Source organism: Mesorhizobium sp. WSM4817 (assembly GCF_055811135.1).
Window position 1 is genome coordinate 221,181 of record NZ_JBVVQQ010000007.1, and the last position, 15,112, is coordinate 236,292.

Sequence of the window (15,112 nt, forward strand, 5' to 3'; positions counted from 1 at the left end):
CCCTCGTTTAGCGCAGATCCTTCGGCCAGACGCAGTGTGTCAGCCGCGCATCGCCGAGGGCCAGCCGCGCCCAGTCACCGTCGAAAACGAAGCGGGCGAGCGCTGCCGTCGGGAATTTTTCTTCAAGCTTTTTGAGTGCTGCGGCATCCGACCCGGCGCCGGCAAGTCGGCGCGCGAATTCCTCCAGGCCGGGATTATGGCCGAGCACCAAGAGACTGCTCGTTGCCGCATTTGCCTGCCGGACCTTGGCGAGAACGTCTGCCGCGCTGGCCTCGTAGAGCGCCTGGACGAATTTGGCCGGCGTTTTCGCGGGCAGTTCCGCCGAGACCAGCCGCCATGTGTCGCGGCTGCGCAGCGCCGGCGATACCAGCGCCAGATCGGGCAGCCAGCCCTGGCTGGCCAGTTCGCGACCGACCAGCGGGGCGGCCTTCAGCCCGCGCCCTGAAAGCGGCCGGTCGAAGTCGATGAGGTCTGGATCGTCCCAGCTCGACTTGGCGTGACGCAGAACAAGGAGTTGCTTCATGAGTTCAATTTAAGACCAAGGAATGTCGGGCTGAAAGTCTTTCCCATATCCGCCGCCATGTTTTGTGCCCATGGCGGTATCAAGGTCGCCCAAAGCGCACCAAAGATGAACAAACCTACGCGCCGTTCATCCCTATCCCACCTGACCGAAATGTCTGCTTCAGCAATGGCCCAATCGCCCGATCGAATGTGAATTGCATCGATGACAGAACCTGTTCGCCCGTCCTCGATTCGATACAGATAGAAGTATGCCGTGGCATTGGTTGGATCGTCCGCCTCATCATACTCGAAGGCACCCGCCAGATCACCTTTTGCCCGCATAGCGCAGTGGAAGAGATCCATTTGCCTGTCTGCATCTGTCAAAATAACGTTGAGACTTCGCGTGCGCCATGCACCACGCGCACGATCTCGACGCGCTGTTCGGCCAGGCGATAAAGCACGAGATAATTGCCGATCGTCAATGCTCGCACTTCGGCACCGATGTTGGGCTTTTGGCGCCGGATTCCGGGCCGGGCTGCGGACAATGAGGACGTCAGCCATTCCGCTGTTTTTTGCTGGCGTCGCTGAACCGGCTGTGCGCCTTCAGTTTGATGTCCTCGATGTCGAAAGGCGCGAACGGGCCGCTCCCCAGCCCTTCCGTCCAGGCTTTCCGCAGCCGTTCCGCTTCCGCCTCGCGCAAGGGCTGGCGAAGACGCCATTCGCGGAGCGCCTCGCGGATCACTTCGCTTGCCGAACCGTATTGCCCGCTGGCCACCGCGCCCTTGACCATGTCCAGCAGTTCCGGCGAAAGCGCCACGCTGAACTTTTCGACTGTCGCCATCAACCTGTCTCCTTGCCAACATGGTAGCAACATTTGCTACCATGTTGGCAAGGATGGTTCTCAGGGAGTGATGCGCGCCAGATGCTCGAGGTCGGTTTCCTCGCGCAGCGGATCGGGCGCCATGATCACGGAGGTGCTGTTGTCGGCATCGTCGGCGAAGTGGGCAAGCACGGTGCGGCCGCCTTCCATCCGCGCCTTGCCTTCGGCGACCAGCCCGAGCGCCAGCGGATAAAGCCGGTGCTCGGCCTTCAGCACGCGCGCGGCGAGCATGTCCTCATTGTCGCCGACCATCACCGGCACGGCAGCCTGGGCGATGATCGGGCCGTCATCCATGTCCAGCGTCACGAAATGCACCGTGCAGCCATGGATGCGTATGCCGGCGCGCAAGGCGCGCGCATGCGTATCCAGCCCCTTGAAGGCGGGCAGCAGGGCAGGGTGGATGTTGATCATCCGGCCCAGCCATTTCTCGACGAAGCGCACGCCGAGAATGCGCATATAACCGGCCAGCGCCACGATCTCGGCGCCGAACGAGACAAGTGCGGCGTCGATCGCCCCGTCATGCGCTTCCTTGCTGGTATAGTCGGCCCGCGAAATCACCTTGGTGGCGATGCCGCGCGCCGCCGCGATGCCGAGACCGGCGGCATTGGCCCGGTCGGAAATGACGCCGACGATCTCGGCCGGATAGTCCGGGTTGCTGGCCGCGGCGATCAGCGCCGTCATGTTGGAGCCGCGTCCCGAAATCAGCACCACGGTGCGTTTGCGCGCACTCATAGGCCGATCGCGCCCCGATAGATCACGCCGGCGTCGCGGCGCGGCACGATGCGGCCAATCGGCGTCACCGTCTCGCCGGCCTCCTGCAGCACGGCCGCGACCTGTGCCGCCTGGCCGGAGGCGACGGCGAGGATCATGCCGACGCCGCAGTTGAAGGTGCGCATCATCTCTTCCGGCGCCACGCCGCCGGTCTTGGCCAGCCATGAGAACACCGCCGGCACTTCGATGGCGTCGAGGTCGAGTTCGGCCGAAAAATCCTTCGGCAGGACGCGCGGGATGTTTTCCGGGAAACCGCCGCCGGTGATATGGGCCAGCGCCTTGATGCCATGCGTGTTACGGATCGCCTTGAGGATCGACTTGACGTAGATACGGGTCGGCTCGAGCAGCGCCTCGGCCAGCGTGGCTTCATCGTTGAAGGGCGCTGGATCGGTCCACGCAAGGCCGCTGGTGGCGACGATGCGGCGGACCAGCGAAAAGCCGTTTGAATGCACGCCCGACGAGGCCAGCCCCAACAGCACGTCGCCCTCGACGATGTCGTCGGTCGGCAGCAACTGGCCGCGTTCGGCCGCGCCCACGGCAAAGCCGGCGAGGTCGTAGTCGTTGCCGTGATACATGCCGGGCATTTCCGCCGTCTCGCCGCCGATCAGCGCGCATCGGGCCTGCCGGCAGCCCTCGGCGATGCCGCCGACGATCGCCGCACCCTGGTCGGGGTCGAGCTTGCCCGTGGCGAAATAGTCGAGGAAGAACAATGGCTCGGCGCCCTGCACGACGATGTCGTTGACGCACATGGCGACGAGGTCGATGCCGATCGTGTCGTGTTTGCCGGCATCGATGGCGATCTTCAGCTTGGTGCCGACGCCGTCATTGGCGGCGACCAGCACCGGGTCGGTGAAGCCGGCGGCCTTGAGGTCGAACAGGCCGCCGAAGCCGCCGATCTCGCCATCGGCGCCCGGCCGGCGCGTCGCGCGCACCAGCGGCTTGATCTTCTCGACCATGAGGTTGCCGGCATCGATGTCGACACCCGCCTCGGCATAGGTGAGCCCGTTCTTGCGCTTGCTCATCACTCTTTCCTGCTTTCCGGGGCTCTTCGCATGAACGGCTGCGCCTCGCAAGGATAACGGCTGGCTCAGGCATTTTCGGCATCACAAAATCGTGGACAGAGGCCTCAGGCAAATCTCCAACATTGGCGATGGCGAAGGCCTTGAAGATAGCCAATCTCTCCCACGAGCGGAGATTGGCAGCATCTGCGTCGCTCTCACTTGCCGTAGCCTCTCATCTCTATCATGTATCATCAAAACAGAAGCGACGGGACATGCGTTTGACCATCCCCAACATGATCACGATCATGCGTTTCGTGCTGGTGCCGGGCGTGGTGCTGGCCATGCTGCAGGGGCGCTGGGACTGGGCTTTCGCCGGCTTCCTGATCGCCGGCATTTCCGACGGCGTCGACGGCTTCATCGCCCGCCATTTCAACCAGTTTTCGCAGCTTGGCGCCTATCTCGATCCGATGGCCGACAAATTGCTGCTGGTCTCGGTGTTCGTGGTGCTGGGTTTCATCGGTGAATTGCCGCTGTGGCTGGTCGTCACCATGGTGTCGCGCGATGCGCTGATCGTCTGCGCCGTCGTTTTGTCCACCGTCATGGCCCACCCGGTCGAGATGAAGCCGCTGTTCGTGTCGAAGGCCAACACCGCCGTCCAGATCGGGCTGGCGGCGGTGGTGCTGGGCGAACTGGCCCTCGCCATCGATCTCGATCCGCTCAGGCCGGTGCTCATATTGCTGTCCGGGGTCTTGACCGTGGCTTCGGCCGCGGCCTATCTCGTGGCTTGGCTGAGGCATATGAGCGGCTATGGCGAAGGCTCCAAACCGGATACCTGACCAGAACATCGACGCGGCAGCCGAAGCTGCCGCTGCCGATGCGGCCGCGTCCGGCGTGTTTCGGCGCCAAATCCGCTTCTGGCTGATCAGCGCCATCATCCTCGCGGTCTTCCTCTATGTCTTCAGCGGCATCCTGCTGCCGTTCGTCGCCGGCATGGTGCTCGCCTACTTTCTCGACCCGGTCGCCGACCGGCTGCAGCGGCTCGGCCTGTCCAGGCTGATGGCGACGATTGTCATCCTGTTTGCCTTCATCGTCGTTCTGGTGCTGGCCTTCGTCATCCTCATTCCGGTGCTGGCTTCGCAGATGGCCGATTTTGCTAGCAAGCTGCCGGAATACCTGACCCGGCTGCAGAGCCTGATCACCAGCTTCGATCCGAGATGGCTGGAAGAGCAATTCGGCGTCGACGCCAATGGCCTGCGCGAAGGGTTGAACTCGCTGCTGACCTCCGGCTTCGGCCTGCTGACCACGGTGTTCACCTCGATCTGGAGTTCCGGCGTGGCGCTGGTCTCGGTGGTCAGCCTGTTCGTCGTCACGCCCGTCGTCGCCTTCTACATGCTGCTCGACTGGGATCGCATGGTGACGATTGTCGACAGCTGGGTGCCGCGCGATTATGTCCAGACCGTCAGGGCGATCGCCAACGACATCAACACCGCCACCGCCGGCTTTGTGCGCGGTCAGGGCACGCTGTGCCTGGTACTGGGTGCCATGTACGCCACCGGGCTGACGCTGACCGGTCTGAATTTCGGCATCCTCATCGGGCTGTTCGCCGGGCTGATCTCCTTTATTCCCTATGTCGGCTCGCTGACCGGGCTGGTGCTGGCTGTCGGCGTTGCCTTCGTTCAGTTCTGGCCGGACTGGACCATGGTCGCGGCGGTGGCCGGCGTGTTCTTCGTTGGCCAGTTCATCGAGGGCAACATCCTGCAGCCGAGGCTGGTGGGAAAAAGCGTCGGCCTGCATCCGGTGTGGCTGATGTTTTCGCTGTTTGCCTTCGGCGCGCTGTTCGGCTTCGTCGGCCTGCTGATCGCCGTGCCGGCGTCGGCCGCTGTTGCCGTTCTGGTGCGCTTTGCCATCGCCCGCTATCTCGAGTCGCCGCTCTACAAGGGCCACAACACCGAACCTGTGCCGCCGCTGCCGGCGCGTCGCCGCGGGAGCGGTGGGCCGCGCAGTTGAGCCAGATGCCGGACAACAACAAGATCGACCCGCCGCGCCAGTTGCCGCTCGATCTCGGCCACGGCACCGGCTATTCGCGCGACGAACTCGTCGTTTCCGGCACCAACAGCCAGGCGGTGGCGCTGGTCGATCACTGGCCCGACTGGCCGTCGCCGGTGGTCGTGCTCGCCGGTCCGGCTGGCTGTGGAAAAACCCACCTGGCGTCGATCTGGCGCGCCCGCGCCGGCGCAGTGAAGGTCGACGCCGGGCGGATCGGCGACTGCATCGCGAGCCTCGGCGCGCGGCCGGCCCTGATCGACGATGTCGATGCCGGTCCGGTCGATGAAGAGGGGCTGTTCCATCTGATCAACGCGGTGCGCGCGGCCGGCTCGACCTTGCTCTTGACCGCGCGGCGCTTTCCGTCCGCCTGGGGTGTCAGGCTCCCCGACCTCGCATCGCGGCTGAAGGCGGCGGCGATGGTCGAGATCCACGAGCCCGACGATCTCTTGCTGGCCGGTGTCATCACCAAACTGTTCGCCGACCGCCAGGTAGAAGTCGAGCCGCACGTCGTGCAATATCTGGTGCGCCGCATCGAGCGCTCGCTGGCCACCGCGATGCGCGTGGTCGAACGGCTCGACCGCACGGCACTGGAACGCAAGACGCCGATCACGAGGGCGCTCGCCGCCGAAACCGTCAGCGCCATGGATGAGGGGCAGGGCGAGTTCGAGATTTAGGCGGTGGGAGAACTTCCCTTCTCCCCTTGTGGGAGAAGGTGGACGCGAAGCGGCCGGATGAGGGGTGCTGGAAGAAATGAGGCGCTGGCGATCCTGTCGCAGTGCGCCCGATTTGGGCGAGGGTGTCCGCCAAGCTGGAACACCCCTCATCCGACCGAGCTTCGCTCGGCCACCTTCTCCCACAAGGGGAGAAGGAAAGAAGCTCCGGCCGGTGTCCCATTTCGGGAAACGTTGACTGGCATCTGCTTTGCATCTTCCAGCTTGCCGGCTAACCCCGGTCCTGATGCGTATCAAATCAGGTTGTAGGCTCGCCGGGAGATGGGCGGTTGGGGTTCTCTTCCCGGCGAGTTTGCCTTCAACGAGGGGTCGCCAGTGGCGTATTCGGAACTGGCAACCGCGCCATGGATAATAGCAGTCCCGCGCCGTCTTGGCCGTTATGATGGACCGTTGAATGGTCTATTCTCATTGCAAATATGGGCCAGGAGATGGTCCATAGAGGAGGGCAGATGCAGGTATCCGTTACAGACGCCAAGGGACAGCTGACCGAATTGGTGCGTTGGGCCGAGGCAGGTGACGAAATCATCCTGACCCGTCATGGTCATGCGGCCGTGCGCTTGGTCCGGTCAAGGCAGTGCCGGACAGGAAAAGCCGCCGGGCATTGCTGGAGGGGATGCGGGCATCCGGCGCCGCGAGGGCGAAGGCCGGGCCATCCGCCGCGCGAAGCCAGGATATCCTCTACGGCGATGATGGCCAGCCCGAATGGTCGTGGTCGATACCTCGGCGCTGATGGCGAATCGTTCTTGACGAACCGGAAAAGCTGATGCCTGCATCGCGGCGCTCAAGGCCGAAGACGACATCCTGATTTCCGCCGGCACGGTACTCGGAAGCGCTGATCGTCGCGGCGCGGCGCAAGGACCTAAAGCGCGTCGCGTGAATCCATTCAAATGCGGCGCGCTTCGGGTGCAATCCTGTTTTGCTGCCCGGTCGAGTCGGTCCGGTCGAAACTCGTCACAACCCAACTGTCACAACTCAGCTCCCGCCGCCGGGAAGGGCCGCTCGTTCCGCGCCGAAGCGCCTGCGGTAGTCGCCCGGCGCCAGGCCGGTTATCCTGGCGAACACTTTGCGGAAGGAGCCGGGATCGTCATAGCCGACATCCCAGGCGATCTGGTCGATGGATCGGGTCGTCGCTTGCAGCATCTCACGCGCCTTGCCGACGCGCAGGTGCTGGCAATACTCGGTCGGCTTGAGGCCGGTGGCGTTGCGAAAGCGGCGCAAAAAAGTCCGCTCCTCCAAGGCCGCATGCTCCGCCATGGTGGCAAGCGTCACGTCGCGCGCGCCTCTCGCCTGGAGCCAGTGCTGCACCTTGAGGATGGCCTCGTCGCCATGGTTCAGCCTGGGAGCAAAGGGGCTGTAGAAGCGTTGCTCGCGTCCCGGCGGGTCGACCAGCATGAAACGGGCGGTGTCCATCATGACGGTCGGCCCAAGCACCCTGTCGACGAGTTTCAGGCCAAGGTCGGTCCAGGCCATATAGCCGCCGGCGGTGATGATGTCGGCGTCGTCGATGACCAGCTTGTCGGCATCCAGTGCGATGTCGGGAAAGCGTATCGCCAGCGCGTCGCGATAGGCCCAGTGCGTGGTCGCCGCACGACCCGACAGCAGACCGGCCTCGGCAAGCACGAAGGCGCCGGCGCAGACCGAGCCGAGCGTCGCGCCGGCAGCGTGGCGGGCCCTGAGCCAGTCGGCATAGGGCGCGGCCGCCTCGCGAGCGATCGGATCGCCCAGGGTCGGAGGCAAGATGACCATGGCAGGTCCATTGTCGGGGCCGGGCTCGCTGTCGAAGCTGCGGATGACGGTTTGTCTCGCTTCCTGCCACTGCCAATGGCTGACGCGAAGCCTCAGCGCGTCCGGCGAACGGTCGGCAGCCAGCCGGTTGGCCAGCTGGAACAGGTCGGTCAGACCGAGAACTGCCGCTTGCTGAACGCCGGGATACACAACAAGCCCGATTTCGACCCGATCACGCCCCGCACGCATCTGTCAGTTTTGCCACGTTCAATGTCTGTTTTGCCAATATTCACCATGACTCCGTTGCAATAGCTTGTCCACAGAAGGAACGAACCTTCCCTCCACCAATCCAGCCAACTGCAGCAAGGAGCACGACGATGAGCACATTCACCACCCAGGACGGCACCGAGATTTTCTACAAGGATTGGGGCACAGGCCAGCCAATCGTGTTCCATCACGGCTGGCCTCTGAGCGCCGACGACTGGGACAACCAGATGCTGTTCTTCCTCGACAAGGGCTATCGCGTCATCGCGCATGACCGGCGCGGGCACGGCCGCTCGACACAGACCGCGACCGGCAACGAGATGGACACCTATGCCGCCGACGTCGCGGCTCTGGTCGCGCATCTTGATCTCAAGAACGCCGTCCATATCGGCCATTCGACCGGCGGCGGCGAGGTGGCGCGTTACGTGGCCCGCTACGGTGGCGAAGGACGCGTCGCCAAGGCGGTGCTGATCGGCGCGGTGCCGCCGATCATGCTCAAGACCGACAGCAACCCCGGCGGCCTGCCGATCGAGGTCTTCGACGGCTTCCGTGCCGCTTTGGTCGCCAACCGCGCCCAGTTCTACAGGGATGTGCCGGCCGGCCCGTTCTATGGCTTCAATCGCGAGGGCGCCAAGGTTTCGCAAGGGGCCGTCGACAATTGGTGGCGCCAGGGCATGATGGGCGGAGCCAAGGCCCACTACGACTGCATCGAGGCTTTTTCCGAGACCGACTTCACGGAGGACCTGAAGAAGATCGACGTGCCTGTCCTGATCATGCACGGCGATGACGACCAGATCGTGCCGATTGCCGACTCCGCTCTGCTTGCAGCCGGGCTCGTGAGGCACGGCACGCTCCAGGTCTACGAGGGCCTGCCGCACGGCATGTGCACCACCCACCCGGAGATCATCAATCCGGATCTCCTGGCGTTTATCCAGGGCTGACGCTTCGCAAGCTTCAGGCGGGCAGGCTCGGAAATCCGGACTGCTCGTCGGTCGCTTGGGTGCTTCGCCCGTCGCCGATGCTGTCCGGCGCAGCTGCGCCGGCAGCACGGCCGATCATCGTGCCGCTGGACAGCAACCTGGGTGTCTCAGGTGGCACTGCCGCGAAACCGTTGCGCCGGCCGGCATTTCCCACCCCGCTCTCGACTCGGGCCTGCCGTTTGTTCCGTTTTCATCTTTTAGGGGTTGCGCAGCCAAGTCCGGAACCCTATACGCCGCCAAGGACTCGGAGTGTAGCGCAGCCTGGTAGCGCATCTGGTTTGGGACCAGAGGGTCGGGAGTTCGAATCTCTCCACTCCGACCATCCATTCACCACGCTGCCGTTAACCCGGATAAAACGACCCCGCCGGGAAGATAACGCCCGGTGCGATCTCGGTCGTCCTGTCCACGGCCGTCACCTCGCGCCATCATCCTCGGTGGCCCGCCGTGAAGGGGGTACGGCAGGCTCGGCCTTGCCGCCGGCAGCATTGCGCAGTAATGACGGGAATACAGCGGCGGTGCCGCTTGCAGGTAGCAACGAGGTGTTCATGTCCGCGCGCATTTTCAGCCCAGCCAAAACCGCGATGCAGTCCGGCAAGGCCAAGACCGGCCACTGGGTGCTGGAATTCGATCCCGAGATGCGCAAGAAAATCGATCCGCTGATGGGCTACACCACGTCAGGTGACATGCGGAGCCAGATCAGGCTCACCTTCGACACAAGGGAAGAGGCGGTGGCCTATGCGGAGAAAGAGGGGCTGGCCTATCGCGTCGAGGAGCCGAAGGAATCCAAGCGCCGCCAGATTTCCTATGCGGAGAATTTCCGCTATGACCGCAGGACGCCCTGGACGCATTGACCGGCAAATGCCGGGCAGCCGTCCCAGCGCATAAATTAGCCGGCCTTGGCGTCGGCCAGCGGTCCCGTAGCTCAGCTGGATAGAGCACCGGCCTTCTAAGCCGATGGTCACAGGTTCGAATCCTGTCGGGATCGCCAGCATTTTCAGGGTCCATTCTGGGCTAGTATAGGCGATACGCTGATCGGCCCGCGTCCTCGCCCGGAGGCGCGGGCTTTCATTTTTCAGCCTGGTGCTAAGTGCGACTAGCTCCAGGTGCCTCGTCGAGGAGATTTGGACCTTTACTCACAGGCATCTGGCCGTCAGGAGTAAGCTTGTCCACTGCGTCGGGCAGTTCACTTGTGAGCCGGTCGAGAAGTTCCTCGCGGGACAATCCGGTTTGCTCGGCGAGATCGCTCAACGTTTGCGGGTCGATCGCTTTCTCGACTTGGTCGCGCTGAACGGGGCGATTCGATCCTGTACCAACCCAAGAATCGACTTGATCGCCCGCACCCGCATTCTTGAGACGCTCCAGGATGTCGCCGAGCCCGCCGGTGGAGCCAGCGTTTTTGGCATCTGTCGAGTTCCTGCCGGCGATTAACTCGCCGATCTTATCTCTGTTCTTGTAGGCAAGCAGGCCAAGCAAGGCTATGGCGACTTTTCCTATATCAAGGCTCATTTCGCACCTCCTTCCATGAAGCACGGACAAGGCATGCGGCTTTGAAAGGTTCCACGGTTATTTGCTGCTGGGCTGGTTTTCAGTTCGGTTAAGGGCGATGGGGCTTCCGGACAGGCCTCGCGCGGGCGGACTTGGTCAGCCGTGATTGTGGACCACCCGGAATGGCGGGTAGTCCCTTATCAGCGCAGGAAGGGACGTAGCTGCGCAGATCTCGGTTCATTCTTGGTCCAATCGTCAAAGTCCGGCCGGTTCCCTGGCTAACGACCGTTCGCTAGGAACGTGATGGAGACGGCGAAGACCGCAGCGAGTAACCAGCGGGCTTGGTGGACGCTATTTTCCATCGGCTCCTTGCGTGAGCTCACAGCTAGCAACTGCTACGAGCAGCCGCAGTTCCGGGTGGCGGGGTATCCGGGCTATTACGCGAAAACAGGTGAGACTTAGGTCCCGTCTCGAATCAGACCGAAGCCCAACCAAGGAACGTTTGCGGCTGCCTGAGGTTTGGTGAGCCTGGCGCGAAGACGATGCCGTTCAGCGCAATAGAGCTCACATCAAGGAGGCACTTATGAGTATGCGTCTTTCCACTGCAGCCGCTGGGTTTCTGTTGCTGGCCGGTATCGGCGCCGCTGCCGCTCAGGACGTAGTCATCGAGCCTGAACAGGAGACCGTCATCAGGGAATATGTCAAAAAGCAGCCGCTGGCATCGGTGAAAATCCCTGGAGTGGAGCTCAATATCGGCTCAACCTTGCCCGAAACCGTCGAACTTCATGAAGTCCCCGACACAAAATACCGTTACGTGGTGGTCGACAACCGGACCGTTGTGGTTGACCCGGGCACGCGCAAGATCATCAAAGTCATCGAATGAGCTAAGCGACTGGACCGGCCGTGCCGAAAGGTGCGGCGGGAAGTCGAGCGACGAGGAATGTGATCACCATGTCGAACCGTGAGATTGGAGCGTCGAAGGCGCTGCGAATACGCGTGGCTGACCTCGTTGAGAGGATGCGCGGCGCCCGGATTACCGAAAACGAACTGAAGACCTTTCGAAAGGTCGCAGCAGTCCTGGAGGACGGCAAGGGCAGAATCGATGCCGACGATTTGATTGCCGCATCCTTCGTCGTCGATCCGCCGGACTGACAAGAAGTGCTGCAATGTCCCTGTCTCCCAGCCTATTCTCTGTTGGCCTGACTTTCCAATGCCCGCAGTGCAACTTCACCGTCATCAAGAACGGCCGCTGGTTTCAGGTCGTTTCCCATTACAAGTGCGAGGGATGCGGACGCGAGATCCGGATTACCTATCCCGACAAGATTGCGATCTTCCAGAAGCACGCGCACTTGGCCATGCCGCCGGGAGCGCGGTAGCTGCGGCAGATGTGCAGACCAACTCCTTCATTGCCAACTCCTTCATTGAAAGTGAGCTCGAATTGCCGGACTCGAGCGCGAGTGTCATGGTGACCTAGATAAACCAGGTCGCCACCAGCCCCAAAGAGGCGGAAAAGATTGCGATCGTCGTAGCCCATCCCAGGGCGTTGGTTGTCCGGCTGTTGACCTTGTCTCCCATGATCCGCCGGTTGTTCGTCATCAGCATGATAAGAAGAAGCAGTGGCGGCGTGGAAAAGCCCTGCACGATACCGGACCAGACGAGCGCCTTCATTGGGTTGAAACCCAGGAAATTCAGGCCAACAGCAATCAGCGTGAAGGCGCCGATCGCGATATAGAACTTTGGCGCCTCACGCGGCTTGGCATGAAGGCTGTGCTCCCATCCAACCGCCTGCGCCAGATCGTATGCCGCACCTGTCGTCATGACCGGAACGGCAAGGAACCCGACCCCGATCACACCGGCCGCGAACAGTACGCCAGCGGCTGCACCAGCGAGCGGCTTGAGAGCTTCGGCTGCTTGAGCGGCGGTCTCGACGTCGTGCTCGCCGGCTTCATAGAGCGTAGACCCTGTCGACAGGATGATAAAGTACATGATGAGGTTGGAAAAAATCATGCCGATCAGGATATCGCGGCGGGAGCGGCGCAGTTCACCGTCGGTGGCACCCTTGCGCTTCCTCAGCGTCGTTCTCCCCTCGGCAATCTCTTCCTCCACCTCCTCATTCGACTGCCAGGTGTAGAGATAGGCTGAAAGGGTGGTGCCGATGATGGCCACCAGAATGGACAGGAACTCGCGGCTGAACTGGATTTTTGGAACAAGGGTTCCCCACAGCACGGCTGCCGCATCCGGCTTCGCCATGATGGCCGAGCCGACATAGGCAAGCAGGGCCAGCGCGAGCCAGCGGAAGATGTTGCGTATGAGCGTGTAAGAGCCCCAAAGCTGGAGAGCAAAGATAGCGGCCGCGACTACAACCACAATGAGGGGAATCGGAACAGGAAGGAAGATGTTGATGGATGCAGCCATGCCGCCGAGATCGGCGGCTGCTTCGATCGTGTTGCCGATCAGCACGCCCACCAGGACAGCCCAGAGCAGCCATCGGGGATAGGAGTCCTTGATCGCATGAAAGAGGCCGCGGCCCGAAACCTGTCCAAGCTTCGACGAGAGATACACGACCGTGTACATCATCGGCAGCGTTACAGGAGCGGTCCAAAGCAGGTCCGGGCCAAAGCGCGCGCCGGCACTTGCATAGGTGCCGATCGCCGAGCAATCGTCGTCGGCGGCGCCGGTGATAAGGCCGAGTCCAAGTGCTCGCCCTATGCCGTCCTTCTTGTCTTCCCGTGGTGAAGTGGCGTTACGATCGCGCTGCGTCATTGCGGCCACGCCGCGCAAAGAGCGTCACGCGCAAGCACGAGAAAAACGTCGCGAGCAATTATCCTATAAATGTACTGCAGCACGGGAGTGGGTATCATACCGGCAAACCTCTACCGCCGTTCCAACTCCGCAATCGGCTGCTTGTTCCCCGCGTCAGCCGAGTGTTCAGGGCATGATAGAGCCCACGATTTCAATGAGCTTGGGCATCTTCCAAGCCTTTCATCTTTTGACGGAACCCTTACCCGGCGTTTTACGAGATATTCTGCCGGTGTGATTGTCTGTTGGCCGATGGTGCGCCAGTCCAATGGTTCAACGCCGTGCGCGTCACATAAATGTTTGATGTTGCCAAAAGGCTTGCTCGATCGGATTGAGCTAGGGTGAGTATGGCGGCAGGAATCACAGCTTGCGCCGGCTGCCCTTAGGGCCTGGGGCAGGGCGGATCTGAACGGGGCTTTTCCACGAATGACTTTGATGGGCGCGGCGGCACTGCTGATCCTGATCCTGACCTATGCCGGCGTCGCCGTCGGCAGGTTCCCCGGCTTGCGCCTCGACCGGGCAGGCATCGCGCTGCTCGGCGGTGCGGCGATGATCGCCATCGGCGCGCTCAGCCTGGAGGATGCCTACCGTGCCATCAGTTTCGACACCATTACGCTGCTGCTCGGCATGATGATCGTCGTGGCGCATCTGAAGGTCTCGGGCGCCTTCCGTGCGCTCGGCGCCATTGCCATCGAGCATGCGCACGCGCCGTTCATGCTGCTTGTGATGGTGACGCTGCTGACCGGGGTGCTGTCGGCGTTTCTGGTCAACGACGCGATCTGCCTGGTCATGGCGCCGATCGTCGTCCACGTCACCCGCGTCATCAACCGAAACCCTGTCCCCTATCTGATCGCCACCGCCACAGCGTCGAATTGCGGCAGTGTCGCCACCATCACCGGCAACCCGCAGAATATGGTCATCGGCGCGCTGTCGGGGATTTCCTATCCGGCCTTTTCGGCGGCCCTGGCGCCGGTCGCGCTGTTCGGCCTCGTTGCCGTCGTCGTCATCGTGCGCTTCGTCTATCGCGCCGAGTTCGCGCGCAAGGCCGAACTCAGCCCCGAAGTCTATCGCGGCCGCATGTTGCCCGGCCAGGTACTCAAGGCGGTGGTGGTCTGCATCGGACTGGCGATCGCCTTCTTTGCCGGCGTTCCGGTCGCCAAGGCGGCGCTCATCGGCGGGGCCATTCTTCTCGTGACCCATGCCATAAAGCCGGCGCGCATCTACCGCGAGATCGACGGGCCGTTGCTGTTCATGTTCGCCGGCCTGTTCATCGTCGTCGCCGGCGCCGAGAAGACGCTGCTCACGCCCGACATCATAGCCTCGGCAAAAGGCCTCGGGCTGGACGACGTCTGGTGGCTGTCCGGCTTCACCGCGGTGCTGTCCAACATCATGAGCAATGTTCCGGCTGTGCTGGCGCTGCGGCCGTTCATACCCGGCCTGGAAGACCCCGAGCGCGCCTGGCTGGTCGTCGCCATGAGCTCGACGCTGGCCGGCAATTTCACGCTGCTCGGTTCAGTCGCCAATCTGATCGTCGCCGAGTACGCGCGGGTCTCCGGCACGCCTCTGTCGTTCGCCGCCTTCTTCAAGGTCGGGCTGCCGCTGACTCTGGTTACGCTGCTTGCCGGGACGGCGTGGCTGGCGCTAGGGTCTTAGGCCGCCGGCGCAGCAGGCAAGGCGATTTCAAGTGCAAGCCTGATCGGACTATTTGGCGTGGGTGGGCCAGAACGCCCAGATCAGCAAAGCTGCCAAAGCCAGCCAGAGCGCCACGACAAAGAACATTCCCGTCCTGCTTTGCGGGTGAGTTTCGGGCGCGGCCCCCCCCCCGCGGAAAAAAGGGAAAAACCGCCGCGGGCAAACACAGATTTGGCCGGTTTAGCCGCGCGGGGAGAATAAAAAGTGGGGGGCCAATACCCCCCCCCGGAAAAAAAA

The 15,112-nt window shown here is 62.7% G+C and carries 19 protein-coding genes, 2 tRNA genes and 1 pseudogene; 12 read left to right on the forward strand and 10 right to left on the reverse strand.

Annotated elements, in window-relative coordinates:
* Positions 1-7 precede the first annotated feature (7 nt).
* Genes AC0L2K_RS13120 through purM form a run of 6 tightly spaced genes read right to left on the reverse strand, consistent with a single transcriptional unit; the run spans position 8 to position 3,174 of the window.
* Positions 8-523, reverse strand: coding sequence for a SixA phosphatase family protein (locus AC0L2K_RS13120; protein ID WP_473531519.1), 516 nt, complete (start codon positions 521-523; stop codon positions 8-10).
* Positions 520-864 (reverse strand): hypothetical protein, encoded by a 345-nt coding sequence (locus tag AC0L2K_RS13125; RefSeq protein WP_023800648.1) that lies wholly within the window; start codon positions 862-864, stop codon positions 520-522. The genes AC0L2K_RS13120 and AC0L2K_RS13125 overlap by 4 nt, the downstream gene beginning before the upstream one ends.
* A 17-nt stretch (positions 865-881) precedes the next feature.
* Positions 882-1,046, reverse strand: coding sequence for a type II toxin-antitoxin system RelE/ParE family toxin (locus AC0L2K_RS13130; protein WP_236371509.1), 165 nt, complete (start codon positions 1,044-1,046; stop codon positions 882-884).
* 8 nt (positions 1,047-1,054) lie between these two features.
* Positions 1,055-1,342: a type II toxin-antitoxin system ParD family antitoxin gene (locus AC0L2K_RS13135; protein ID WP_473531520.1), complete on the reverse strand. Its 288-nt coding sequence runs from the start codon at positions 1,340-1,342 to the stop codon at positions 1,055-1,057.
* Between the two features lie 60 nt (positions 1,343-1,402).
* Positions 1,403-2,113 carry a phosphoribosylglycinamide formyltransferase gene (purN, locus tag AC0L2K_RS13140; RefSeq protein ID WP_023800645.1) on the reverse strand — a complete coding sequence of 237 codons (711 nt, stop codon included), beginning with the start codon at positions 2,111-2,113 and terminating at the stop codon, positions 1,403-1,405.
* The gene (gene purM / locus AC0L2K_RS13145) at positions 2,110-3,174 is read right to left on the reverse strand and encodes a phosphoribosylformylglycinamidine cyclo-ligase (protein ID WP_023800644.1); all 1,065 of its coding nucleotides are present in this window, start codon (positions 3,172-3,174) and stop codon (positions 2,110-2,112) included. The genes purN and purM overlap by 4 nt, the downstream gene beginning before the upstream one ends.
* 257 nt (positions 3,175-3,431) lie before the next feature.
* On the opposite strand from purM, the gene AC0L2K_RS13150 reads away from it, so the two are divergent.
* The 4 genes and pseudogenes from AC0L2K_RS13150 to AC0L2K_RS13165 all read left to right on the forward strand — a co-directional run bounded on the left by AC0L2K_RS13150 (position 3,432) and on the right by AC0L2K_RS13165 (position 6,660).
* Positions 3,432-3,989 (forward strand): CDP-alcohol phosphatidyltransferase family protein, encoded by a 558-nt coding sequence (locus AC0L2K_RS13150; RefSeq protein WP_023800643.1) that lies wholly within the window; start codon positions 3,432-3,434, stop codon positions 3,987-3,989.
* Entirely contained in the window at positions 3,961-5,160 is a 1,200-nt protein-coding gene (locus AC0L2K_RS13155; RefSeq protein ID WP_128169217.1) for an AI-2E family transporter, read from the forward strand. Before AC0L2K_RS13150 ends, AC0L2K_RS13155 begins: the two co-directional genes overlap by 29 nt.
* A gap of 5 nt (positions 5,161-5,165) precedes the next feature.
* Complete coding sequence (gene hdaA, locus AC0L2K_RS13160) at positions 5,166-5,873, forward strand: DnaA regulatory inactivator HdaA (protein ID WP_473531521.1); 708 nt, start codon at positions 5,166-5,168, stop codon at positions 5,871-5,873.
* 506 nt (positions 5,874-6,379) lie between these two features.
* Positions 6,380-6,660, forward strand: a pseudogene (locus AC0L2K_RS13165) (type II toxin-antitoxin system Phd/YefM family antitoxin).
* Here AC0L2K_RS13165 and AC0L2K_RS13170 read toward each other — a convergent pair.
* On the reverse strand, positions 6,609-6,839 hold the full coding sequence (locus AC0L2K_RS13170) for a hypothetical protein (RefSeq protein WP_473531545.1): 231 nt from the start codon (positions 6,837-6,839) through the stop codon (positions 6,609-6,611). The pseudogene AC0L2K_RS13165 and the gene AC0L2K_RS13170 sit on opposite strands and share 52 nt — an antisense overlap.
* A 63-nt stretch (positions 6,840-6,902) precedes the next feature.
* On the reverse strand, positions 6,903-7,904 hold the full coding sequence (locus tag AC0L2K_RS13175) for a GlxA family transcriptional regulator (RefSeq protein WP_473531522.1): 1,002 nt from the start codon (positions 7,902-7,904) through the stop codon (positions 6,903-6,905).
* A 128-nt stretch (positions 7,905-8,032) separates the two neighbouring features.
* Here AC0L2K_RS13175 and AC0L2K_RS13180 point away from each other — a divergent pair, with 128 nt between their 5' ends.
* The 4 genes from AC0L2K_RS13180 to AC0L2K_RS13195 all read left to right on the forward strand — a co-directional run bounded on the left by AC0L2K_RS13180 (position 8,033) and on the right by AC0L2K_RS13195 (position 9,887).
* Positions 8,033-8,860, forward strand: a complete 828-nt coding sequence (locus AC0L2K_RS13180) for an alpha/beta fold hydrolase (protein WP_473531523.1) — start codon at positions 8,033-8,035, stop codon at positions 8,858-8,860.
* A gap of 284 nt (positions 8,861-9,144) precedes the next feature.
* Positions 9,145-9,221: transfer RNA gene (locus AC0L2K_RS13185), tRNA-Pro, on the forward strand.
* A 223-nt stretch (positions 9,222-9,444) separates the two neighbouring features.
* The gene (locus AC0L2K_RS13190) at positions 9,445-9,750 is read left to right on the forward strand and encodes an ETC complex I subunit (RefSeq protein WP_027152615.1); all 306 of its coding nucleotides are present in this window, start codon (positions 9,445-9,447) and stop codon (positions 9,748-9,750) included.
* Positions 9,751-9,810: 60 nt separating this feature from the next.
* Positions 9,811-9,887: transfer RNA gene (locus AC0L2K_RS13195), tRNA-Arg, on the forward strand.
* Between the two features lie 95 nt (positions 9,888-9,982).
* Here AC0L2K_RS13195 and AC0L2K_RS13200 read toward each other — a convergent pair.
* Positions 9,983-10,405, reverse strand: coding sequence for a YidB family protein (locus AC0L2K_RS13200; protein WP_027152614.1), 423 nt, complete (start codon positions 10,403-10,405; stop codon positions 9,983-9,985).
* Positions 10,406-10,967: 562 nt separating this feature from the next.
* Between AC0L2K_RS13200 and AC0L2K_RS13205 the strand changes: the two genes are divergently transcribed.
* From AC0L2K_RS13205 to AC0L2K_RS13215, 3 genes are all read left to right on the forward strand, one after another.
* Positions 10,968-11,267, forward strand: a complete 300-nt coding sequence (locus AC0L2K_RS13205; protein ID WP_023800634.1) for a DUF1236 domain-containing protein — start codon at positions 10,968-10,970, stop codon at positions 11,265-11,267.
* Positions 11,268-11,335: 68 nt separating this feature from the next.
* A complete protein-coding gene (locus tag AC0L2K_RS13210) occupies positions 11,336-11,536 on the forward strand; it encodes a hypothetical protein (RefSeq protein ID WP_473531524.1) in 201 nt (66 codons plus the stop codon).
* 14 nt (positions 11,537-11,550) lie between these two features.
* On the forward strand, positions 11,551-11,760 hold the full coding sequence (locus tag AC0L2K_RS13215) for a hypothetical protein (protein ID WP_023800632.1): 210 nt from the start codon (positions 11,551-11,553) through the stop codon (positions 11,758-11,760).
* Positions 11,761-11,854: 94 nt separating this feature from the next.
* Here the strand turns inward: AC0L2K_RS13215 and AC0L2K_RS13220 are convergent, their stop codons facing one another.
* Positions 11,855-13,156 carry an Nramp family divalent metal transporter gene (locus AC0L2K_RS13220; RefSeq protein WP_473531544.1) on the reverse strand — a complete coding sequence of 434 codons (1,302 nt, stop codon included), beginning with the start codon at positions 13,154-13,156 and terminating at the stop codon, positions 11,855-11,857.
* A gap of 453 nt (positions 13,157-13,609) precedes the next feature.
* Between AC0L2K_RS13220 and AC0L2K_RS13225 the strand changes: the two genes are divergently transcribed.
* Entirely contained in the window at positions 13,610-14,836 is a 1,227-nt protein-coding gene (locus tag AC0L2K_RS13225; RefSeq protein WP_473531525.1) for an anion transporter, read from the forward strand.
* The last annotated feature ends 276 nt before the right edge of the window (positions 14,837-15,112 follow it).